Origin of the sequence: Pseudomonas sp. L7, assembly GCF_046605565.1 — a bacterium.
GTDB classification, from domain to species: Bacteria; Pseudomonadota; Gammaproteobacteria; order Pseudomonadales; family Pseudomonadaceae; genus Aquipseudomonas; species Aquipseudomonas wayambapalatensis.
Map to the genome: position 1 here is coordinate 3887084 of NZ_CP176784.1, position 19282 is coordinate 3906365.

A 19282-nucleotide genomic window follows, 5' to 3' on the forward strand; every position below is an offset into this window, starting at 1 on the left:
GATGAACGATCACAACAACAGCATCAACCCGGAAACCGCCATGGCCACCACTACCATGACCATGATCCAGGCCCTGCGCTCGGCCATGGATGTCATGCTCGAGCGCGACGACGACGTGGTGATCTACGGCCAGGACGTCGGCTACTTCGGCGGCGTGTTCCGCTGCACCGAAGGCCTGCAGACCAAGTACGGCAAGTCGCGGGTGTTCGATGCACCGATCTCCGAGAGCGGCATCGTCGGCACCGCCGTGGGCATGGGTGCCTACGGCCTGCGCCCGGTGGTGGAAATCCAGTTCGCCGACTACTTCTACCCCGCCTCCGACCAGATCGTCTCGGAGATGGCTCGCCTGCGGTATCGTTCGGCCGGCGAATTCATCTCGCCGCTGACCCTGCGCATGCCCTGCGGCGGCGGCATCTACGGCGGCCAGACCCACAGCCAGAGCCCCGAAGCGATGTTCACCCAGGTCTGCGGCCTGCGCACGGTGATGCCATCCAACCCCTATGACGCCAAGGGCCTGCTGATCGCGTCGATCGAATGCGACGACCCAGTGATCTTCCTCGAGCCCAAGCGCTTGTACAACGGCCCGTTCGACGGCCACCACGACCGCCCGGTAACACCCTGGTCGAAGCACCCGCACAGTGCCGTGCCCGACGGCTACTACAAGGTGCCGCTGGACAAGGCGGCGATCACCCGCCCCGGCAACGATGTCACCGTGCTGACCTACGGCACCACGGTCTACGTGGCCCAGGTGGCTGCCGAGGAGAGCGGCGTCGACGCCGAGGTCATCGACCTGCGCAGCCTCTGGCCGCTGGACCTGGAAACCATCGTCGCCTCGGTGAAGAAGACCGGGCGTTGCGTGGTGGTCCACGAGGCCACTCGTACGTGCGGCTTCGGCGCCGAGCTGGTGTCGCTGGTCCAGGAGCATTGCTTCCATCACCTCGAAGCGCCGATCGAGCGCGTCACCGGCTGGGACACCCCCTACCCCCACGCACAGGAATGGGCTTACTTCCCAGGTCCTTCGCGGGTAGGTGCGGCATTGAAACGGGTCATGGAGGTCTGAATGGGCACGCACGTCATCAAGATGCCGGATATCGGTGAAGGCATCGCGCAGGTCGAACTGGTGGAATGGTTCGTCAAGGTCGGCGATGTGATCGCAGAAGACCAGGTGGTGGCCGATGTCATGACCGACAAGGCCACGGTAGAAATTCCCTCGCCGGTCAGCGGCAAGGTCTTGGCCCTGGGAGGCCAGCCCGGCGAGGTCATGGCGGTCGGCAGCGAGCTGATCCGTATCGAAGTCGAAGGCAGCGGCAACCACGTCGACGCGCCGCAGGCCAAGCCGGCCGAGCCGCACGTCGCGCCGGCCCCTGCGCCAGCCCAGACAAGGAGCGAGCCGCAGCCCGAAAGCCGTCCGCAGCCGGCCACAAGCCACGCCGTCGCGCCCATCGTCCCGCGCGAGGCGCATGACAAACCACTGGCCTCACCCGCCGTGCGCAAGCGTGCGCTGGATGCCGGTATCGAGTTGCGTTACGTGCATGGCAGCGGCCCGGCCGGGCGCATCCTGCACGAAGACCTCGACGCCTTCATCAGCAAGCCGCAGACCGCCCTCGGCCAGGCGCCAGCCGGCTACGGCAAGCGCACCGACAGCGAGCAGGTGCCGGTGATCGGCCTGCGCCGCAAGATCGCCCAGCGCATGCAGGATGCCAAGCGCCGCGTCGCGCACTTCAGCTATGTCGAGGAAATCGACGTCACCCAGCTCGAAGCCCTGCGCCAACAGCTCAACGCCAAGCATGGCGAGAGCCGTGGCAAGCTCACGCTGCTGCCGTTCCTGGTACGCGCCATGGTCGTCGCCCTGCGCGATTTCCCGCAGATCAACGCCACCTACGACGACGAGGCCCAGGTCATCACCCGCCACGGCGCCGTACATGTGGGCATCGCCACCCAAGGTGACAACGGCCTGATGGTGCCGGTACTGCGCCATGCCGAAGCCGGCAGCCTGTGGAGCAACGCCAGCGAGATCGCCCGCGTGGCCCATGCCGCGCGCAACAACAAGGCCAGCCGCGAAGAGCTGTCCGGCTCGACCATCACCCTGACCAGCCTCGGTGCCCTGGGCGGTATCGTCAGCACGCCGGTGGTCAACACCCCGGAGGTGGCGATCGTCGGCGTCAACCGCATGGTCGAGCGCCCGGTGGTGATCGATGGCCAGATCGTGGTGCGCAAGATGATGAACCTGTCCAGTTCGTTCGACCATCGCGTGGTCGACGGAATGGACGCCGCCCTGTTCATTCAGGCCGTGCGCGGCCTGCTGGAACAGCCCGCCTGCCTGTTCGTGGAGTGAGCATGCAACAGATTCTTGATACCACCCTGCTGATTGTCGGTGGTGGCCCCGGCGGCTACGTGGCCGCCATCCGCGCCGGGCAACTGGGCATTCCCACCGTGCTGGTCGAAGGGCAGGCGCTGGGTGGCACCTGCCTGAACATCGGCTGCATCCCATCCAAGGCGCTGATCCACGTGGCCGAGCAGTTCCACCAGACCCGCCGCTACGCCGAAGGTTCGGCGCTGGGCATCAGCGTCTCGGCACCGCACCTGGACATCACGCGCAGCGTCGAATGGAAGGACGGCATCGTCGACCGCCTCACCAGCGGTGTGGCTGCCCTGCTGAAGAAACATGGCGTGAAGGTGCTCCATGGCTGGGCGAAGATCCTCGACGGCAAGAACGTCGAGGTCGACGGCCAGCGCATCCAGTGCGAACACCTGTTGCTGGCGACCGGCTCGAGCAGCGTCGAGCTGCCGATGCTGCCGCTGGGCGGGCCGGTGATCTCCTCTACCGAGGCCCTGGCACCGAAAAGCCTGCCGCAACACCTGGTGGTGGTCGGCGGCGGCTATATCGGCCTGGAGCTGGGCATCGCCTACCGCAAGCTCGGTGCGCGCGTGAGCGTGGTAGAAGCGCGTGATCGCATCCTGCCCACCTACGACGCCGAGCTGACCGCACCGGTGGCCGAGTCGCTGAAAAAACTCGGCATCGCGCTGCACCTGGGACACAGCGTGGAAGGCTACGAACAGGGCTGCCTGCTGGCGCGCGACGGCGCAGGCGAACAGTTGCGCCTGGAGGCCGATCAGGTACTGGTCGCCGTTGGCCGTCGGCCACGCACCCAGGGCTTCAGCCTGGAGAGCCTGGCACTGAAGATGAACGGTGCGGCGATCGCCATCGACGAGCGCTGCCAGACCAGCATGCGCAACGTCTGGGCGATCGGTGACGTGGCCGGCGAACCGATGCTCGCGCACCGGGCCATGGCCCAGGGCGAGATGGTCGCCGAACTTGTCGCTGGCAAGACTCGGCGCTTCGAGCCCACTGCGATTGCCGCAGTGTGCTTCACCGATCCGGAAGTCGTGGTGGCCGGCAAGACCCCGGACCAAGCCGCCGCGCTGGGCCTGGACTGCATCGTTGCGCAGTTCCCCTTCGCCGCCAATGGCCGGGCGATGAGCCTTGAGTCGAAAAGCGGTTTCGTGCGTGTCGTCGCGCGTCGCGACAACCACCTGATCCTTGGCTGGCAAGCAGTCGGGGTAGCGGTTTCCGAACTCTCCACTGCCTTTGCCCAATCCCTGGAAATGGGCGCGCGGCTGGAAGACGTGGCCGGCACCATCCATGCCCATCCGACCCTGGGCGAGGCCGTGCAGGAGGCTGCATTGCGGGCATTGGGGCACGCACTGCATATCTGAACAGCACTGAAGCGGCGAAAGCCGACTTGACCCGTCGCACCTTGGGTGCGGTGGGTCTTTTTTTGCCTGCGGCAAGGCACGGGTGTTGCCATCAGCCTGTTTGCCGATAGCGGCAAGCCACTTCCTCCTGCGGGCAATCCGCTGCCCTGGCGCTCAGCGCAATCCAGCTACAGCCCTCGCCGCTTCTGGCTTCGGTAGTCTGGCACAGGTTTTGCCGCTAGCTCTGCGCGTTTTACCATCCAAGGAGGAAACACATGATGATCAGCCTCAATGGGTTGGGCTGGCAGACTGCGGTACAACAACCGCACCGGGTCAACCATGACACTGTCCAGGCCGATATCCTGCCGCAGCGTCAGGCCCTGGCCACCAGCAACACGACAGCCCAACAGAACAGCCAAGGCAACACCTCGCAGCAGAACGCCGAAGACGCCCGCCAGGAAGCCTTCGCCAAGCTCAAGGTCGCCCTGCAGAACCCCGATATCGCCGCGCGCCAGCAAGCCAGTGCATCTAAGCAGCCGGCCAGCAACGCCCTGCAGGAGTTCCGCGACTACATGTCCAAGTCGCCGGAGGAAAAGATCAAGGAGAAGATCCTGCAGGAGCTTGGGATGACTGAAGAGGACTACAACGCCCTGCCTCCGGAGAAGAAACAGAAGATCGACGAACAGATTGCCCAGCGCATGAAAGAAGACGTCGAACTCAAGACCCAGGCCAAGCTGCAGCAGCAGGCTGAACGTGCAGCCGCCAACACGGCCGACATGACCCAGGCCAGCGAGACCAGCAAGCAGCAGGAAGACAAGGAAAAGGCACTGTCGGTCTGAACGACATGATCACGGTGGCCGGTGCGATACCGGTCGTCGTGCGTCGTGGCGAATCTCTGCGATTCGTCCAGCGCTGGAAAGACGGCAACAGGGAGTGGTAGGCGGAATTGCGAAGGATGTGTCCCCTGCTGGAATCGAACCAGCATCTAGCCCTTAGGAGGGGCTTGTTCTATCCGTTGAACTAAGGGGACATCACGTCGCGCATTCTACGCAAATTCAGTGGCTTGGAGAAGCCATCCGAAACGGCGCAGGCGGTCAGCGGCGAGCATGGTAACCAGCGCTCGACCGTTTGTCATGCCCGAGACTGGCATTTCGATGTAGTCCATTTCTGCGTTTTCTCGCCGTCTCCACGCTGCCCGGCGATTCAATTGCATATTAATGGCATCGTCAGGGAATTTTTTGCGTAGGCGCGGTCAAAACGTGAACGTCGGGCGCTTCGGCCTGATGGGGAACGCTTGCGTCATGTTGCATAGCCACTATGCTCAAGGATAGGGAAATCTTGCGAGTTTTATGATTTTCACCAGGCCTTTGCCAAGTTTTACAAGATTTTGACAGCAAAGGCCTGACAGAGGGTCGAGATGGGAAAGAGTAAAACTTTTCAAACCAGTACTCATTTCTGATAATTGGTACTGGCAGAAAGCCTTTACCCGGATCACTATTTGTCACAGAATTGACGCCAAGGAAACGGCGACCATGAGGCAAGATGAGCATCCAAAATCACATCACGGTTGAACATTTTGTCGTCGCGACGGTCGTACCGACTACCGTGCGGCCAATTTGAGAACCGCTTCCCCTGAACCAGAACAACCGGTCAATTTATATGCGCCCAATGAAACAGGCTATCTACTCCAGCCGCACCGCTGACAAATTCGTCGTCCGCCTGCCTGACGGGATGCGTGAGCGCATTGCCGAGGTAGCGCGCAACCATCACCGCAGCATGAACTCCGAAATCATCGCCCGCTTGGAGCAAAGCCTCATCCAGGAAGGTGCACTGGGCGACGAGTTGAGCATGCGCCTGGACAGCCCTGAACTGTCCCTGCACGAACGCGAGTTGCTGCAACGCTTCCGTCAACTCACCCACCGCCAGCAGAACGCGCTGGTCGCCCTCATCGCTCACGATGTGGAAATGGCAGCCGACGCCTCCTGAGGTTTCCAACGCCCACGAAAAAAGCCAGCGCAAGCTGGCTTTTTTCGTTTGAGCCGAATCAGCCCTTCCTGGCGCTGCACACTGCCCATCAGAGCAGGAACAGTGTCGCCAGGCCGAGGAAGATGAAGAAGCCGCCGCTGTCGGTTACGGCGGTAATCATCACGCTCGACCCCATCGCAGGGTCGCGCCCGAGGCGTGCCAGGGTCATGGGGATCAACACCCCCATCAACGCCGCCAACAGCAGGTTCAAGGTCATGGCTGCGGTCATCACAACACCCAACGACCAGCTGCCGTAGAGCAGGAACGCGACCATCCCGATCACCCCACCCCAGATCAAGCCATTGAGCAAGGATACCGCCAGCTCCTTGCGCATCAGGCGACGCGTATTGCCTGGCGAGACCTGGTCCAACGCCATGGCGCGCACGATCATGGTGATGGTCTGGTTACCCGAGTTGCCACCAATACCGGCCACGATGGGCATCAATGCCGCCAACGCCACCAGCTTCTCGATCGAACCTTCGAACAGGCCGATCACCCGCGAGGCGACGAAGGCGGTGATCAGGTTGATCGCCAGCCAAGCCCAACGGTTGCGCAGCGAGCGCCAGACCGAGGCGAAGATATCTTCTTCTTCGCGCAGACCGGCCATGTTGAGGACTTCGCTCTCGCTCTCTTCACGAATCAGGTCGACCATCTCGTCAATGGTCAGACGACCAATGAGACGATCGCTCTTGTCGACCACTGGTGCGGAAACCAAGTCGTAACGCTCGAAAGCCTGGGCAGCATCGTAGGCATCTTCCTCGGGCTTGAAGCTGACAGGGTCGGTCGCCATGACCTCCGCCACCTTCTTGTCCGGGTCGTTGACCAGCAGACGCTTGATCGGCAGCACACCCTTCAGAATGCCGTCGTAATCGACCACGAACAGCTTGTCGGTGTGCCCCGGCAGCTCCTTGAGCCGACGCAGGTAACGCAGTACCACTTCCAGGCTGACGTCTTCGCGGATGGTGACCATCTCGAAGTCCATCAGTGCACCGACCTGCTCCTCGTCGTAGCTCAAGGCAGAACGCACGCGTTCGCGCTGCTGGGCATCGAGGCTTTCCATCAGCTCGTGGACGACGTCACGCGGCAGCTCAGGCGCCAGGTCAGCCAGTTCGTCCGCGTCCATTTCCTTGGCCGCAGCCAGCAGCTCGTGATCGTCCATGTCGGCGATCAACGTCTGACGCACGGCGTCGGAGACTTCGAGGAGGATGTCGCCGTCGCGATCCGAGCGCACCAGTTGCCAGACCGTCAGGCGATCTTCCAGGGGCAAGGCTTCGAGGATGTAGGCGATGTCGGCGGGGTGCAGATCATCGAGCTTGCGCTGCAGCTCGACCAGGTTCTGGCGGTGGACGAGGTTTTCCACCAGGTCGTTGTGCTGACCTTCCTGACGATGAGTCAGGTCTTCAACGACGCGCTGGCGCTGCAGCAGTTCGATCACCTGGGCGAGGCGATCCTGCAGGCTCTCTTGGACTTTCTTTACTTCGACTTCGGTCATAGGCGAACTCCACTCCCAGCAGCGGAGCACGCCGGGAGAATCAATCGGTCAGATCTGGCTTGATAACGCGTATTAAGGGGTAACTACTGGGTAAGTCCATGGTGGTATTCCACAAGCCCCGGCGGGGCTGACGGGCGCAATCATACACTGCTCAAGCTGTCAGATCGCTTAAATTTTTGGCCGGAACAATCGTTTGCGCGATAAAGCTGTGACAACGCTCGAAGCCAACAGTGCGACGGCAGGCAGCAGCGAAAAAGCACATCGATGTGCAGTGGTGTTCATACGGAGTCTAGCCGTGTGGCATTGACAAATCCGTGAAACGGCAGAAAAGAAAAAGCCCGCTACAGGAGCGGGCTTTTTGGTGTGGCGGACTCAGGAGGATTCGAACCTCCGACCGCTCGGTTCGTAGCCGAGTACTCTATCCAGCTGAGCTATGAGTCCGTGGTTGGTAGTTTTAGACCAGATTACCACTGGTTTTTGAAGCTGCCTTGACAAGCAAAACCACTTCAGAAAGTGGCGGACTCAGGAGGATTCGAACCTCCGACCGCTCGGTTCGTAGCCGAGTACTCTATCCAGCTGAGCTATGAGTCCGTCGATGGTAGTTTTAGACCAGATTACCACTGGTGAAATGATGCGTCTTCCAAAGAAAACCGCCTCATTGTATGGCGGACTCAGGAGGATTCGAACCTCCGACCGCTCGGTTCGTAGCCGAGTACTCTATCCAGCTGAGCTATGAGTCCGTGTCTTGCCGCGCATTATAGTTCGCCAAATCGTTTTGCCAAGTACTTTTTCGTTTAATTTCAACGACTTAAGCGTTTTGACCGATTACAGCGCCCTACACGAAGAATGGCGGTGAAGGGGGGATTCGAACCCCCGATACCCTTATGAGGTATACTCCCTTAGCAGGGGAGCGCCTTCGGCCACTCGGCCACCTCACCGCAACACGGGGCGTATATTAACCAGACCCTTCCCCGTTTGCAAACCCTTTTTTGAAAAAAACTTCAAAAAAATTAAAGGGTTGGTTCTTCGTCCTTCTCTTTCTTGATCCGCAGGTAGATTTCCTCGCGGTGAACAGCCACTTCCTTAGGGGCACTCACACCGATTCGTACCTGGTTGCCTTTGACACCCAGGACCGTCACGGTGATCTCACCATCACCAATGATCAGGCTCTCGGCGCACCGACGAGTCAGAATCAACATAGCTTTCTCCTCACGCAGTTCATTCAGGGACAACAGTCTGTTGGAAACAGAGGGCAGCTCGGGACGAAGGCCCAGCCCTCTTTATCGGCGGTCAGGCAGGAAAGGACAGTAACCTGCATGACCGCCAGAAACGCGAAGGGCGCGGCCAGAGCCGCGCCCCCCAGGGCAATGCGTCACTCGCTCTGTCGAGCAGGCGCATCGAGCTCGAACGCGGTATGCAGCGCGCGTACGGCCAGCTCCAGGTACTTCTCTTCGATCACCACCGACACCTTGATCTCGGAGGTGGAGATCATCTGGATGTTGATGCTCTCCTTGGCCAGGGCCTCGAACATACGGCTGGCCACGCCCGCATGGGAGCGCATGCCGACGCCGACGATCGACACCTTGGCGATCTTGGTATCGCCGATCACTTCACGGGCACCGATTTCGCGCGCGGTGTTCTCGAGCACGCTCAGAGCCTTCTCGTACTCGTTGCGGTGCACGGTGAAGGTGAAGTCGGTGGTGTTATCGTGCGAGACGTTCTGCACGATCATGTCCACTTCGATGTTCGCGGCGCTGATCGGGCCGAGGATCTTGAAAGCAACGCCCGGGGTGTCCGGCACGCCGCGAATGGTCAGCTTGGCCTCATCACGGTTGAAGGCGATACCGGAAATGATCGGCTGTTCCATGGATTCCTCTTCATCGATGGTAATGAGGGTACCCGGACCCTCCTTGAAGCTGTGCAGCACGCGCAGCGGAACGTTGTACTTGCCGGCGAACTCCACCGAACGGATCTGCAGCACCTTGGAACCGAGGCTGGCCATTTCCAGCATCTCTTCAAAGGTGATCTTCTCCAGGCGACGGGCCTGCGGCACCACGCGTGGATCGGTGGTATAGACGCCGTCGACGTCGGTGTAGATCTGGCACTCGTCGGCACCCAGCGCTGCCGCCAGGGCAACACCGGTAGTGTCGGAGCCACCACGCCCGAGGGTGGTGATGTTGCCGTGCTCGTCGACACCCTGGAAACCTGCGACCACGACCACGGTGCCAGCCTTGAGGTCGGCGCGGATCTTCTGGTCATCGATCTGCAGGATGCGCGCCTTGTTGTGCGCGCTGTCGGTCAGGATGCGCACCTGGTTGCCGGTGTAGGACACCGCCGGCACGCCACGCTTGATCAGCGCCATGGCCAGCAGCGCGATGGTCACCTGCTCGCCGGTCGACACGATAACGTCCAGTTCACGCGGAACCAGCTGATCGGAGACCTGCTTGGCCAGGTCGATCAGGCGGTTGGTTTCCCCGCTCATGGCCGACAGCACAACCACCAGGTCATCGCCCGCCTCGCGGTGTTTCTTGACCTTGTCGGCCACCTGCTCGATCCGCTCAATGGAGCCGACGGAGGTGCCGCCAAATTTCTGTACGATCAACGCCATTTCAAAGTGCCTCAGCCCACGAAGGGCACCCAGTAAACAATCCTTCCTGACGCGCCCCGCAACAAGACTACGGGGCGCGTCATCTCAAAGCCCCTGCTCGGCGAACGGCACGGCCAGTGCCAGGGCCTGATCCAGTGCAGCGACGTCGACGCCGCCACCCTGGGCCATGTCCGGACGACCACCGCCCTTGCCGCCAACCGCCGCAGCGGCCTGTTTCATCAGGTCACCAGCCTTGAGTTGGCTGGAGAGGTCCTTGGTCACGCCGGCCACCAGCACGACCTTGCCCTCATGCTCGCTGCCCAGCAGGATCACTGCATGGCCGAGCTTGTTCTTCAACTGATCGACGAGCGCCAGCAGCGCCTTGCCATCCTGCCCATCCAGGCGAGCGGCAAGCACCTTGGCACCCTTGACCTCAACGGCCGCACTGGAGAGATCGTCCCCTGCGGCGCTGGCGGCCTTGGCCTGCAGCTGTTCGAGCTGCTTCTCCAGCTGACGGTTGCGCTCGAGCACAGCCGACAGCTTGTCGATCAGGTTGTCGCGGTTACCCTTGACCAGTTGCGCAGCTTCCTTGACCTGCTCCTCGGCAGCGTTCAGGTAGGCCAGCGCCGCAGCACCGGTGATCGCCTCGATACGACGCACACCGGAGGCTACGCCACCTTCACTGATAATCTTGAACAGGCTGATATCGCCGGTGCGCTTGGCATGAATACCCCCGCACAGCTCGACCGAGAAGTCGCCGCCCATGCTCAGCACACGCACGGTGTCGCCGTATTTCTCACCGAACAGCGCCATGGCGCCCTTGCGCTTGGCGGTCTCGATATCGGTCTCGATGGTTTCGACCGCGGAGTTCTTGCGCACTTCGCGGTTGACGATGTCTTCCAGGGCCTTGATCTGCGCAGGCGTCACCGCCTCGAAGTGGCTGAAGTCGAAACGCAGGCGTTGGCTGTCGACCAGCGAGCCCTTCTGCTGGACGTGCTCGCCCAGCACTTCACGCAGTGCAGCGTGCAGCAGGTGGGTGGCGGAGTGGTTCAGCGAGGTGGCGTGCTGCACGTCGGCATCCACGCGAGCCTCGACCGGGGCACCAATCAGCAGCGCGCCGCTGGCGACCACGCCGTGGTGCAGGAAGGCACCGCCGGTCTTGGTGGTGTCGCGCACGTCGAAGCGCCCAGCCCCAGCCTGCAGGTAGCCGCTGTCACCGACCTGACCGCCAGATTCGGCATAGAACGGCGTGCGATCCAGGACGACCACGCCCTCCTCGCCTTCGCCCAGCTGATCGACCGACTGGCCATCCTTGTACAGGGCGATGATCTTGCCCTGGCCTTCGGTGGTGCTGTACCCGAGGAAATCGGTGGCGGTATCGACCTTGACCAGGCTGTTGTAGTCCATGCCGAAGGCGCTGGCCGAGCGGGCGCGCTCGCGCTGGGCGTCCATCTCGCGCTCGAAGCCGGCTTCGTCGATGGTCAGCTCACGCTCGCGGGCGATGTCGGCAGTCAGGTCCATGGGGAAGCCGTAGGTATCGTACAGCTTGAACACCACGTCGCCCGGCACGACCTTGCCCTGCAACTGCGACAGGTCCTGCTCGAGGATGCGCAGGCCCTGCTCGAGGGTCTTGGCGAACTGTTCTTCCTCGGTCTTGAGTACGCGCTCGATGTGCGCCTGCTGGTTCTTGAGCTCGGGGAAGGCTTCACCCATCTCGTTGACCAGTGCAGCCACGACCTTGTGGAAGAAGCTGCCCTTGGCACCAAGTTTGTTGCCGTGGCGGCAGGCGCGGCGAATGATGCGGCGCAGCACATAGCCACGGCCTTCATTGGATGGCAGTACGCCGTCGGCGATCAGGAAGCCGCAGGAACGGATGTGGTCGGCGACCACTTTCAGCGACGACTGCTCTTCGTTGCGGCAACCGATGGCCTGGGCCGCGGCGTCGAGCAGGCTCTGGAACAGATCGATCTCGTAGTTCGAGTGCACGTGCTGCATGACCGCACTGATGCGCTCAAGGCCCATGCCGGTGTCCACCGACGGGGCGGGCAGCGGGTGCAGGACGCCGTCGGCAGTGCGATTGAACTGCATGAAGACGTTGTTCCAGATCTCGATGTAGCGGTCGCCGTCTTCTTCCGGCGAGCCGGGCGGGCCACCCCAGATGTCGGCGCCGTGGTCGTAGAAGATCTCGGTGCACGGACCGCAAGGACCGGTATCGCCCATGGTCCAGAAGTTGTCGGAAGCGTAAGGAGCACCCTTGTTGTCACCGATGCGCACCATGCGCTCGGCCGGCACGCCGACTTCCTTGGTCCAGATGTCGTAGGCTTCGTCGTCGGTGGCGTAGACGGTGACCCAGAGCTTTTCCTTGGGCAGGTTCAGCCACTTGTCGGAGGTCAGGAAGGTCCAGGCGAAGGTGATCGCGTCGCGCTTGAAGTAGTCACCGAAGCTGAAGTTGCCCAGCATTTCGAAAAAGGTGTGGTGACGCGCGGTGTAGCCGACGTTTTCCAGGTCGTTGTGCTTGCCACCGGCGCGCACGCACTTCTGGCTGCTGACAGCGCGGGTGTAGGCACGCTTTTCGGCACCCAGGAAGCAGTCCTTGAACTGGTTCATGCCTGCGTTGGTGAACAGCAGGGTTGGGTCGTTGTTCGGGATCAGCGAACTGGAGGCGACTCGGGTATGTCCCTGCTCTTCGAAGAAGCGAAGGAAGGCTTCACGGATTTCTGCGCTTTTCATAGGTTCTTCCACGGAAACGGCGGCCGTTTGGGCTAACGCGTCGGATCGACGAAACGACGGCAAAGGGCCGCATTATATCGGTCCTGCAATCGAGGTGCAGTGTGTTTATGCGATGGAAACCGGCAATCGGACAGTTTTTCCGTTGCGAACGGGCAAAAACGACATAAGCGGATGCTAAATCGCGGCTTTCGTCACTGACAAGCCAATTACCGCCCAGAGGAAGGGAAAAGGGAATAGGCGGCAAATTAAATCCCCTTCATCCGCCTTCTCATGCTGATTATTCAGGCGGTACATGAGTACCACTGGAACCACCGAACCAACGCCAGAATGCAATCTCCCCCATGAAAGGAGACGCCCATGGCGCCCGAAGACCTGAAGATCCACACCCCTTCCGGCCTTGTGCTGACACAACGACTGCCATACAGAAGCGGCCCACTGGCGATCAGTCGCCATGACCACACGCTGCTGATCGAAGCACTGGCCCCAGACACCGAACTGTCGGTTCATCCAAGCCCCGAAGGCATCGTGCTGCGCATCGAAGGCGCCCGCTATACGCTGGCACTGGCAAAAACAGAGATGCTGCATATCCGCACCGGCGCCGGTGACGACAACGTATTTGTCGAATCCACCCTCGACAGCCGCATCGTGATAGAGACCGGTGATGGCAACGACAGCATCCGGATCGAGGGCCAATTGCCTCCTGACGGCCAGCCCCTGAATGCCGGCTCGGTGCTCATTGATGCCGGGGCAGGCGATGACCACATCGTGGTAGAGGGGGTCCGGCAAGCGGAAATCGATGGCGGCAAGGGCAACGACGCCCTGCACAGCGCCGCCGCCCACAGCACGCTGTATGCTGGCGCTGGCGACGATGTCATCAGGGTCAACGCGGGCAATGCGACCATCGAGGCCTTCGCCGGACATAATCGCCTGTCAACAGGGCCACTGGACGATCGACTCTACGGCAACGCCACCAGCATTCTCGTCGAGGAGGGTTTCAACGCACCACTGCTCTACGAGGCATACGCTGCAGAGCTACCAGCGGAATACCTCGAAACCTTCGATATCCAGGGTGATCCCGCGTACACCGACAAAGTCAGGCGCCAACTGGTGATGCTACGGGCCAGCCCGAGTGCCTCGGTGCTTCTGGAACAGTTGGTGGCGCACAAGGTGAAAGTCGTCATTACGCCGACATCAGCGATGGACAATGCTTATGCTCGATTTGATCCTGCCCAAGGGGACCCGACAATCCGAAACGGCGCACGAGGCGACCGCATCCTGAACTGCGAAGTCGGCTACAACCCGCTAGCCTCCAGGCTCGATGCACCCTCGCTGGTGATGCTCTACCATGAGCTCTGTCACGTCTGGAACTTCGCGACCGGAAGCGTAAACGACAACATCGAACGCTTGGCTGTCGGACTAGAAAACCCAGGTTCCTTGTTCGATTTCGACGACGACCCAAGGACCCCTGACACCGACACCAATCCTGCGCCGTTCAACGAAAATGCCTTGCGACACGAACTGGGCCTACCACCGAGACTGACCTACCCCTGAACACCTATCCCAGGCGCTGCCCGGAATCCGGCACGATCAGGATCCCTGCCCGCAAACCGTTCCTGACCTTTGGGTTGGGGAAAATGATACGTGCCCCCTCCTCTTCCACGATCCAACGTGTTTCGGCCAGGTCCTCGGCCAGCAGATAGCCCTTGCTCAGCTCGGAAAAGTTCTCGATATCCGCCGGCAGGTGCAGGTGGAAGCTGTCGCTGTGCTTGATGATTTCCCGGGCGACACTGAAGAGCTTCAGGCCATCGAGGCTCTGCTCGGTCTCAGGTTCGGTATGCTCGATCAACTGCACCAGGCGCGTCTCGAGCTTGTCGAGGTTGACCTGCTCGTTCTGCCCGAACGGACGGGCCTTGCCCAACTCCAGGGTGAAGGCTTCGGCGTCGAGCTGCTCATAGGTAAAGGCGCTGAAGGTGATCGACGACTTGCTCTGCAGCAGCACAGCTTCCATGCCGGCGGCCGCCAGGCGCGCCAGCTCGCGCCGTGAGTGCTTGCGCCCTTCCTTGAACGGGTACAGCGCGAACTGCTCGATCTTCGAACCACGAATGGCCGTGTGCAGGTCGTAATGCAGGCGAGTGCGCTCGGGCTTGCTGAAAAACACCCGGGCAAACTGCTCGAGTTCCGCGGCGCGCAGCGCCTCGAAACCACTGGAAAGCTCATGACGACCGTTGAACAGGCGATTGATGTCCTGCTCGATGAAGCGCTCGCCCTTGCGTATCGCCGCTGGATTGCCGAACAGGAACAACACCCGGGCACGCGGCTTGATCTTGCCGTTGGCCACACCATGCAGTAGCCGCTCGAGCAACTCGATCGGCGCGGTCTCGTTGCCATGGATGCCGGCCGACAACAACAGGTCGAGCCCACAATCCTCGCTCTCGGCCGGACGCACTTCCAGCGCGCCCTCCCCCAACCAGCGCAAACGCACGCCCTTGGGGGTCACTTGGGTCTTCTCGGCCGGTTCGTGATCGGTCAGGGTCAGCTCAAGCAGTTTGCCGAGGGCGAGCATAGGGTATTTCCTTAGTGGTGGTGACCGCAGTCCGGACCGTGCACGTGATCGTCGTCTTCACCGACCTCGGCAGGCTCCATCTCCAGTTGCAGGCTGACCAGGTTGGTGGCCATCGGGCGCAGCAGCAGGTTGGCGTACTCGGTATCGCCTTCCTCGACATCGACACCGATCAGCAGTTGACCGCGGCCATCCTGCTGAATCCAGACCTCCTTGCCTTGCCAGACCACCGCAAAGCGGGTGCAGGAGGTTTCCAGCTGGGTGCCGTCTTCATCTTCCAGGATCAGGCGCAGGGCGTCGGACATTGCAATTCTCTCTATCAAGGTTGGCGTTGGAACGGATAGACCGAACCCAACTTCAGGATCTGGGTCAACTCATCCAGTGCCGTACGGCATTCGTCCAGCAATTGCGGGTCGGCAAGGTCAGCTTCGCCCAGGCGGTCGCGGTAGTGCTTGTCGACCCACTGCACCAGGGTGTCGTACAGCGGGGCGGTCATGATAACGCCTTGGTTGACCGCCGCCAGTTCCGTTTCCTTCAGGGCCACGCGCAAGCGCAGGCAGGCAGGGCCACCGCCGTTCTGCATGCTCTGCTTGAGGTCGAACACCTTGACCTCCTTCACCACGCCCTGCTGGCCGGTCAGCTGGTTCAGGTAACTCCACACCCGCTCGTTGTTGCGGCACTCTTCGGGCACCACCAGCAGCATGGAGCCGTCGTCGCGCGACAGCAACTGGCTGTTGAACAGGTACGAACGCACTGCGTCTTCCACCGTCACGGCCGAACGCGGCACGCGGATGGCCTGGAAGTTGCCGCCCTTTGCAGCCAGTTTAGCTTGCAGCTGGCCAAGCACCGTGTCGGTCTCGAGGAAGGCGTCCTCGTGGTAGAACAGCACCTCGCCGTTGCCTACCGAAATCACGTCGTTATGGAACACACCCTGGTCGATCACCGCCGGATTCTGTTGAGCGTAGACCACGCCCTGCTCGCCCAGGCCATGCAACCGGGCCACAGCCTGGGAGGCCTCGAGGGTCTGGCGCGCCGGATACTTCTGTGGCGCCGGGTAGCGCGCATCGAAGGCGCTGCGGCCATAGACGAAGAACTCCACGCCCGACTCGCCGTACGCACGGCAGAAACGCGTATGGTTGGCCGCACCCTCGTCGCCGAACTGGGCCACCGCCGGCAGCGCCTCATGATGGGCGAAATGCTGCTCATCAGCGAACATCGCCGCCAGCACACGGCTGGTGGTCGGGTGTTCGATGCTGCGGTGGTACTTGCAGTTGAGGTTGGCTGCAGTGAAATGCACCCGGCCGTCTGCCGTGTCGGCGCTGGGGCTGACGGTGGCGGCGTTGGCCACCCACATGCTCGAGGCCGAGCAACTGGCGACCAGCAGTGGCATGGCCTCCTTGGCGGCGCGACGGATCACTTCGCCGTCGCTGCCGGTGAAGCCCAGGCGGCGCAGGGCAGCCACATCCGGTCGTTCCTGCGGGGCCAGCACGCCTTGCTTGAAGCCCATCTCCATCAGGGCTTTCATTTTCGCCAGGCCCTGGCGCGCCGCTTCTCGCGGATTGGAGCACTGCTGGCTATTGCTCTGCGAGGCCACGTTGCCGTACGAGAGGCCGCCGTAGTTGTGGGTTGGCCCCACCAGGCCATCAAAATTCACTTCATAGGATTTCATCGGCTAGCTCCGAGACCTGTTGTTATAGGGTGACGCCCGGCGTCAGGGTCGCCGGCAGGGCAAGGCTGGCGGTCTCCAGCGAAGCCACAGGATAGGCGCAGTAGTCCGCCGCGTAATAGGCACTGGCCCGATGGTTGCCGCTGGCCCCCACGCCACCGAACGGTGCGCTGCTGGCGGCGCCGGTGAGTTGCTTGTTCCAGTTGACGATACCGGCGCGGCTGCGCAGCCAGAAGTACTGGTAACGGGCGCGCGAGTCGGACAGCAGCCCGGCTGCCAGGCCGTACTGGGTGTTGTTGGCCTCATCGATCGCGGCGTCGAAGTCGCTGTAGCGAATCACCTGCAGCAGTGGGCCGAAGAACTCTTCGTCGGGCCGGTCGGCAACTGCCGTCACATCGAGGATGCCTGGCGTCAACAAGGCCGCACCGGCCTTTGGCTGGGTCATTTCCAGCAGCGCCTGCGCGCCCTTGGCCTGCAGTTCGGATTGCGCCGCCAGCAAGGCAGCGGCAGCCTGCAGCGAAATCACCGAACCCATGAACGGCGCTGGTTGCTGATCGAAGGCGCCGACACTGATGCTGCGACTGACCTCGACCAGGCGCGCAAGCAGCTTGTCACCCCAGGCGCCGTGCGGCACCAGCAGGCGGCGGGCACAGGTGCAACGCTGCCCGGCCGAAATGAACGCTGACTGGATGATGGTGTAGACCGCGGCGTCCAGGTCTTTGACCTCATCGACCACCAGCGGATTGTTGCCGCCCATTTCCAGCGCCAGGATCTTGTCCGGGCGACCGGCGAACTGCTGGTGCAGCAGGTTGCCGGTGCGGCTGGAACCGGTGAAGAACAGCCCATCGATACCCGGGTTGGCCGCCAGCGCCACGCCGGTTTCGCGCGCGCCCTGCACCAGGTTGAGCACACCGCTCGGCAATCCGGCGGCGATCCAGCACTTGACCGTCAGCTCGGCGACCTTGGGGGTCAGTTCGCTGGGCTTGAACACCACGCAGTTGCCCGCCAGCAATGCCGGCACGATATGACCGTTAGGCAGGTGGCCGGGGAAGTTGTATGGGCCGAACACTGCCACCACACCATGCGGCTTGTGGCGCAGCACGGCGGTCGCGTCCGCCAGCGGGCCGCTCTTCTCACCGGTGCGTTCGCGGTAGCTCTGCACTGAGATCGCCACTTTGTTGACCATGCTGGTGACTTCGGTGGCCGACTCCCACAAGGGCTTGCCGGTTTCCTCACCGATGCAGCGGGCCAGCTCCTCGGCGTTGGCCTTGAGCTGGTCGGCAAAGCCTTCTAGTACGGCGATGCGCGCCTCCAGGCTCAGTTGCGCCCAGGCCGGGAAGGCCTTGCGCGCCGCCTGCACAGAAGCGTCGACCTGAGCAGGCGCCGCGCCCTGCCCTTGCCAGACCACGGCCTGGCTGACCGGGTCGAGCGATTGCAGGGCGTCACCCTGGCCGGCCTGCCAGTTTCCGGCGATGTAATGCGTGGTCATTATTGGGCCTCCCGAGGTGCAGTCAGCGGCACAGCGCGAACGTTATCGCCAACGCCCAGGCGCAGGCGCTTGGCAGTCTGCGGATCGACGACCAATGTCCCGGCCGCCAGGCGCGCGGGCGCTGCGGTGATGCGGCAGTCTTCGCGCTTGCGGTTGTGAATGATGTAAGGGGTGGCGTCGTCACCCGGCGTACCGACCGCCAGTACCAGGGTCTCACTCTCGCGCACGGCGCGGATCTTCGCGGTCTCGCATTCGATCGCCGGGCCGGCATCGAAGATGTCGACGTAGCCTTGATAGTTGAAGCCCTCGCGCTTGAGCATCGCCAGCGCAGGCTCGGTGTCGGTGTGCACACGCCCGATGACACTGCGCGCAGCCTCCGACAGGAAGCAGGTGTACAGCGGGAACTTGGGCATCAGCTCGGCAATGAACGACTTGTTGCCCACGCCGGTGAGGTAGTCGGCCTGGCTGAATTCCATCTTGAAGAAGTGACGGCCCAGGCTTTCCCAGAACGGCGAACGACCGGCAGCGTCGGACATGCCACGCATCTCGGCGATGATCTTCTTGCCGAACAGGTCAGGGAATTCAGCGATGAACAGCATGCGCGACTTCGACAGCAGGTGCCCATTGCGCCCGCTGCGGTAGTCACTGCGCAGGAACAGCGAGCACAGCTCGGAGTTGCCGGTCAGGTCGTTGGCCAGGAACAGGGTCGGGATCTCGCGGTAGATGTTCAGCTCCTGCGAAGCGCTGACCGTCAGACCGACCCGATAGTTGTACCAAGGCTCGCGCAAACCGACGGCGCCGGCGATGGCGCTGATGCCGACCACCAGGCCTTCGTCGTTCTCCAGCACGAACAGGTAGTCGGTGTCGCCGCGCTCGGCTTCGCCACTGAAGCTCTTCTCGGCCCAGCCGACACGGCGGGCCAGTCGCTCCTCGTTGGCAGGAAGCGTGGTCAGCCCAGTGGTACCGGTGCTGCGGGCCAATTCGATCAGCGCAGGTAAATCGCTGCTGCGTACAGGACGAACGATCATACTATCTCC

At 62.1% G+C, this 19282-nt stretch carries 15 protein-coding genes and 5 tRNA genes; 6 read left to right on the forward strand and 14 right to left on the reverse strand.

Features of this window, described 5'->3' with window-relative positions:
* Position 1: 1 nt before the first annotated feature.
* From ACK3BK_RS17880 to ACK3BK_RS17895, 4 genes are all read left to right on the forward strand, one after another.
* The gene (locus ACK3BK_RS17880) at positions 2 to 1060 is read left to right on the forward strand and encodes an alpha-ketoacid dehydrogenase subunit beta (RefSeq protein WP_186666465.1); all 1059 of its coding nucleotides are present in this window, start codon (positions 2 to 4) and stop codon (positions 1058 to 1060) included.
* On the forward strand, positions 1061 to 2335 hold the full coding sequence (locus ACK3BK_RS17885) for a dihydrolipoamide acetyltransferase family protein (protein WP_186666467.1): 1275 nt from the start codon (positions 1061 to 1063) through the stop codon (positions 2333 to 2335).
* A 2-nt stretch (positions 2336 to 2337) separates the two neighbouring features.
* Positions 2338 to 3717, forward strand: coding sequence for a dihydrolipoyl dehydrogenase (gene lpdA, locus ACK3BK_RS17890; protein ID WP_411383003.1), 1380 nt, complete (start codon positions 2338 to 2340; stop codon positions 3715 to 3717).
* A gap of 254 nt (positions 3718 to 3971) precedes the next feature.
* Positions 3972 to 4535: a hypothetical protein gene (locus ACK3BK_RS17895; protein ID WP_288376149.1), complete on the forward strand. Its 564-nt coding sequence runs from the start codon at positions 3972 to 3974 to the stop codon at positions 4533 to 4535.
* Between the two features lie 119 nt (positions 4536 to 4654).
* On the opposite strand, the gene ACK3BK_RS17900 is transcribed toward ACK3BK_RS17895, so the two are convergent.
* A tRNA-Arg gene (locus ACK3BK_RS17900) sits at positions 4655 to 4726 on the reverse strand.
* Positions 4727 to 5355: 629 nt separating this feature from the next.
* On the opposite strand from ACK3BK_RS17900, the gene ACK3BK_RS17905 reads away from it, so the two are divergent.
* The gene (locus tag ACK3BK_RS17905) at positions 5356 to 5682 is read left to right on the forward strand and encodes an Arc family DNA-binding protein (protein ID WP_029613963.1); all 327 of its coding nucleotides are present in this window, start codon (positions 5356 to 5358) and stop codon (positions 5680 to 5682) included.
* Positions 5683 to 5770: 88 nt separating this feature from the next.
* On the opposite strand, the gene mgtE is transcribed toward ACK3BK_RS17905, so the two are convergent.
* The 8 genes from mgtE to alaS form a co-directional block, all read right to left on the reverse strand.
* On the reverse strand, positions 5771 to 7213 hold the full coding sequence (mgtE, locus tag ACK3BK_RS17910) for a magnesium transporter (RefSeq protein WP_186666469.1): 1443 nt from the start codon (positions 7211 to 7213) through the stop codon (positions 5771 to 5773).
* 364 nt (positions 7214 to 7577) lie between these two features.
* Positions 7578 to 7654: transfer RNA gene (locus ACK3BK_RS17915), tRNA-Arg, on the reverse strand.
* Between the two features lie 73 nt (positions 7655 to 7727).
* A tRNA-Arg gene (locus ACK3BK_RS17920) sits at positions 7728 to 7804 on the reverse strand.
* A gap of 72 nt (positions 7805 to 7876) precedes the next feature.
* Positions 7877 to 7953: transfer RNA gene (locus tag ACK3BK_RS17925), tRNA-Arg, on the reverse strand.
* Between the two features lie 107 nt (positions 7954 to 8060).
* Positions 8061 to 8151: transfer RNA gene (locus tag ACK3BK_RS17930), tRNA-Ser, on the reverse strand.
* A gap of 72 nt (positions 8152 to 8223) precedes the next feature.
* Entirely contained in the window at positions 8224 to 8412 is a 189-nt protein-coding gene (gene csrA / locus ACK3BK_RS17935) for a carbon storage regulator CsrA (protein ID WP_043209419.1), read from the reverse strand.
* A 173-nt stretch (positions 8413 to 8585) separates the two neighbouring features.
* Positions 8586 to 9821 carry an aspartate kinase gene (locus ACK3BK_RS17940; protein WP_054891921.1) on the reverse strand — a complete coding sequence of 412 codons (1236 nt, stop codon included), beginning with the start codon at positions 9819 to 9821 and terminating at the stop codon, positions 8586 to 8588.
* An 84-nt stretch (positions 9822 to 9905) separates the two neighbouring features.
* On the reverse strand, positions 9906 to 12530 hold the full coding sequence (gene alaS / locus ACK3BK_RS17945) for an alanine--tRNA ligase (protein WP_411383004.1): 2625 nt from the start codon (positions 12528 to 12530) through the stop codon (positions 9906 to 9908).
* Positions 12531 to 12887: 357 nt separating this feature from the next.
* Between alaS and ACK3BK_RS17950 the strand changes: the two genes are divergently transcribed.
* A complete protein-coding gene (locus ACK3BK_RS17950) occupies positions 12888 to 14081 on the forward strand; it encodes a M91 family zinc metallopeptidase (protein ID WP_186710981.1) in 1194 nt (397 codons plus the stop codon).
* Between the two features lie 4 nt (positions 14082 to 14085).
* Here the strand turns inward: ACK3BK_RS17950 and astE are convergent, their stop codons facing one another.
* From astE to astA, 5 genes are read right to left on the reverse strand one after another with little or no spacing between them, the layout of a single operon-like run.
* Positions 14086 to 15093, reverse strand: a complete 1008-nt coding sequence (gene astE, locus ACK3BK_RS17955) for a succinylglutamate desuccinylase (protein WP_186666472.1) — start codon at positions 15091 to 15093, stop codon at positions 14086 to 14088.
* 11 nt (positions 15094 to 15104) lie between these two features.
* Positions 15105 to 15395 (reverse strand): topoisomerase II, encoded by a 291-nt coding sequence (locus ACK3BK_RS17960; RefSeq protein ID WP_186666473.1) that lies wholly within the window; start codon positions 15393 to 15395, stop codon positions 15105 to 15107.
* 14 nt (positions 15396 to 15409) lie between these two features.
* A complete protein-coding gene (gene astB / locus ACK3BK_RS17965; RefSeq protein WP_186666475.1) occupies positions 15410 to 16759 on the reverse strand; it encodes an N-succinylarginine dihydrolase in 1350 nt (449 codons plus the stop codon).
* Between the two features lie 22 nt (positions 16760 to 16781).
* On the reverse strand, positions 16782 to 18248 hold the full coding sequence (gene astD / locus ACK3BK_RS17970; RefSeq protein WP_411384490.1) for a succinylglutamate-semialdehyde dehydrogenase: 1467 nt from the start codon (positions 18246 to 18248) through the stop codon (positions 16782 to 16784).
* On the reverse strand, positions 18245 to 19273 hold the full coding sequence (astA, locus tag ACK3BK_RS17975; RefSeq protein ID WP_186666477.1) for an arginine N-succinyltransferase: 1029 nt from the start codon (positions 19271 to 19273) through the stop codon (positions 18245 to 18247). The genes astD and astA overlap by 4 nt, the downstream gene beginning before the upstream one ends.
* Positions 19274 to 19282 lie beyond the last annotated feature (9 nt).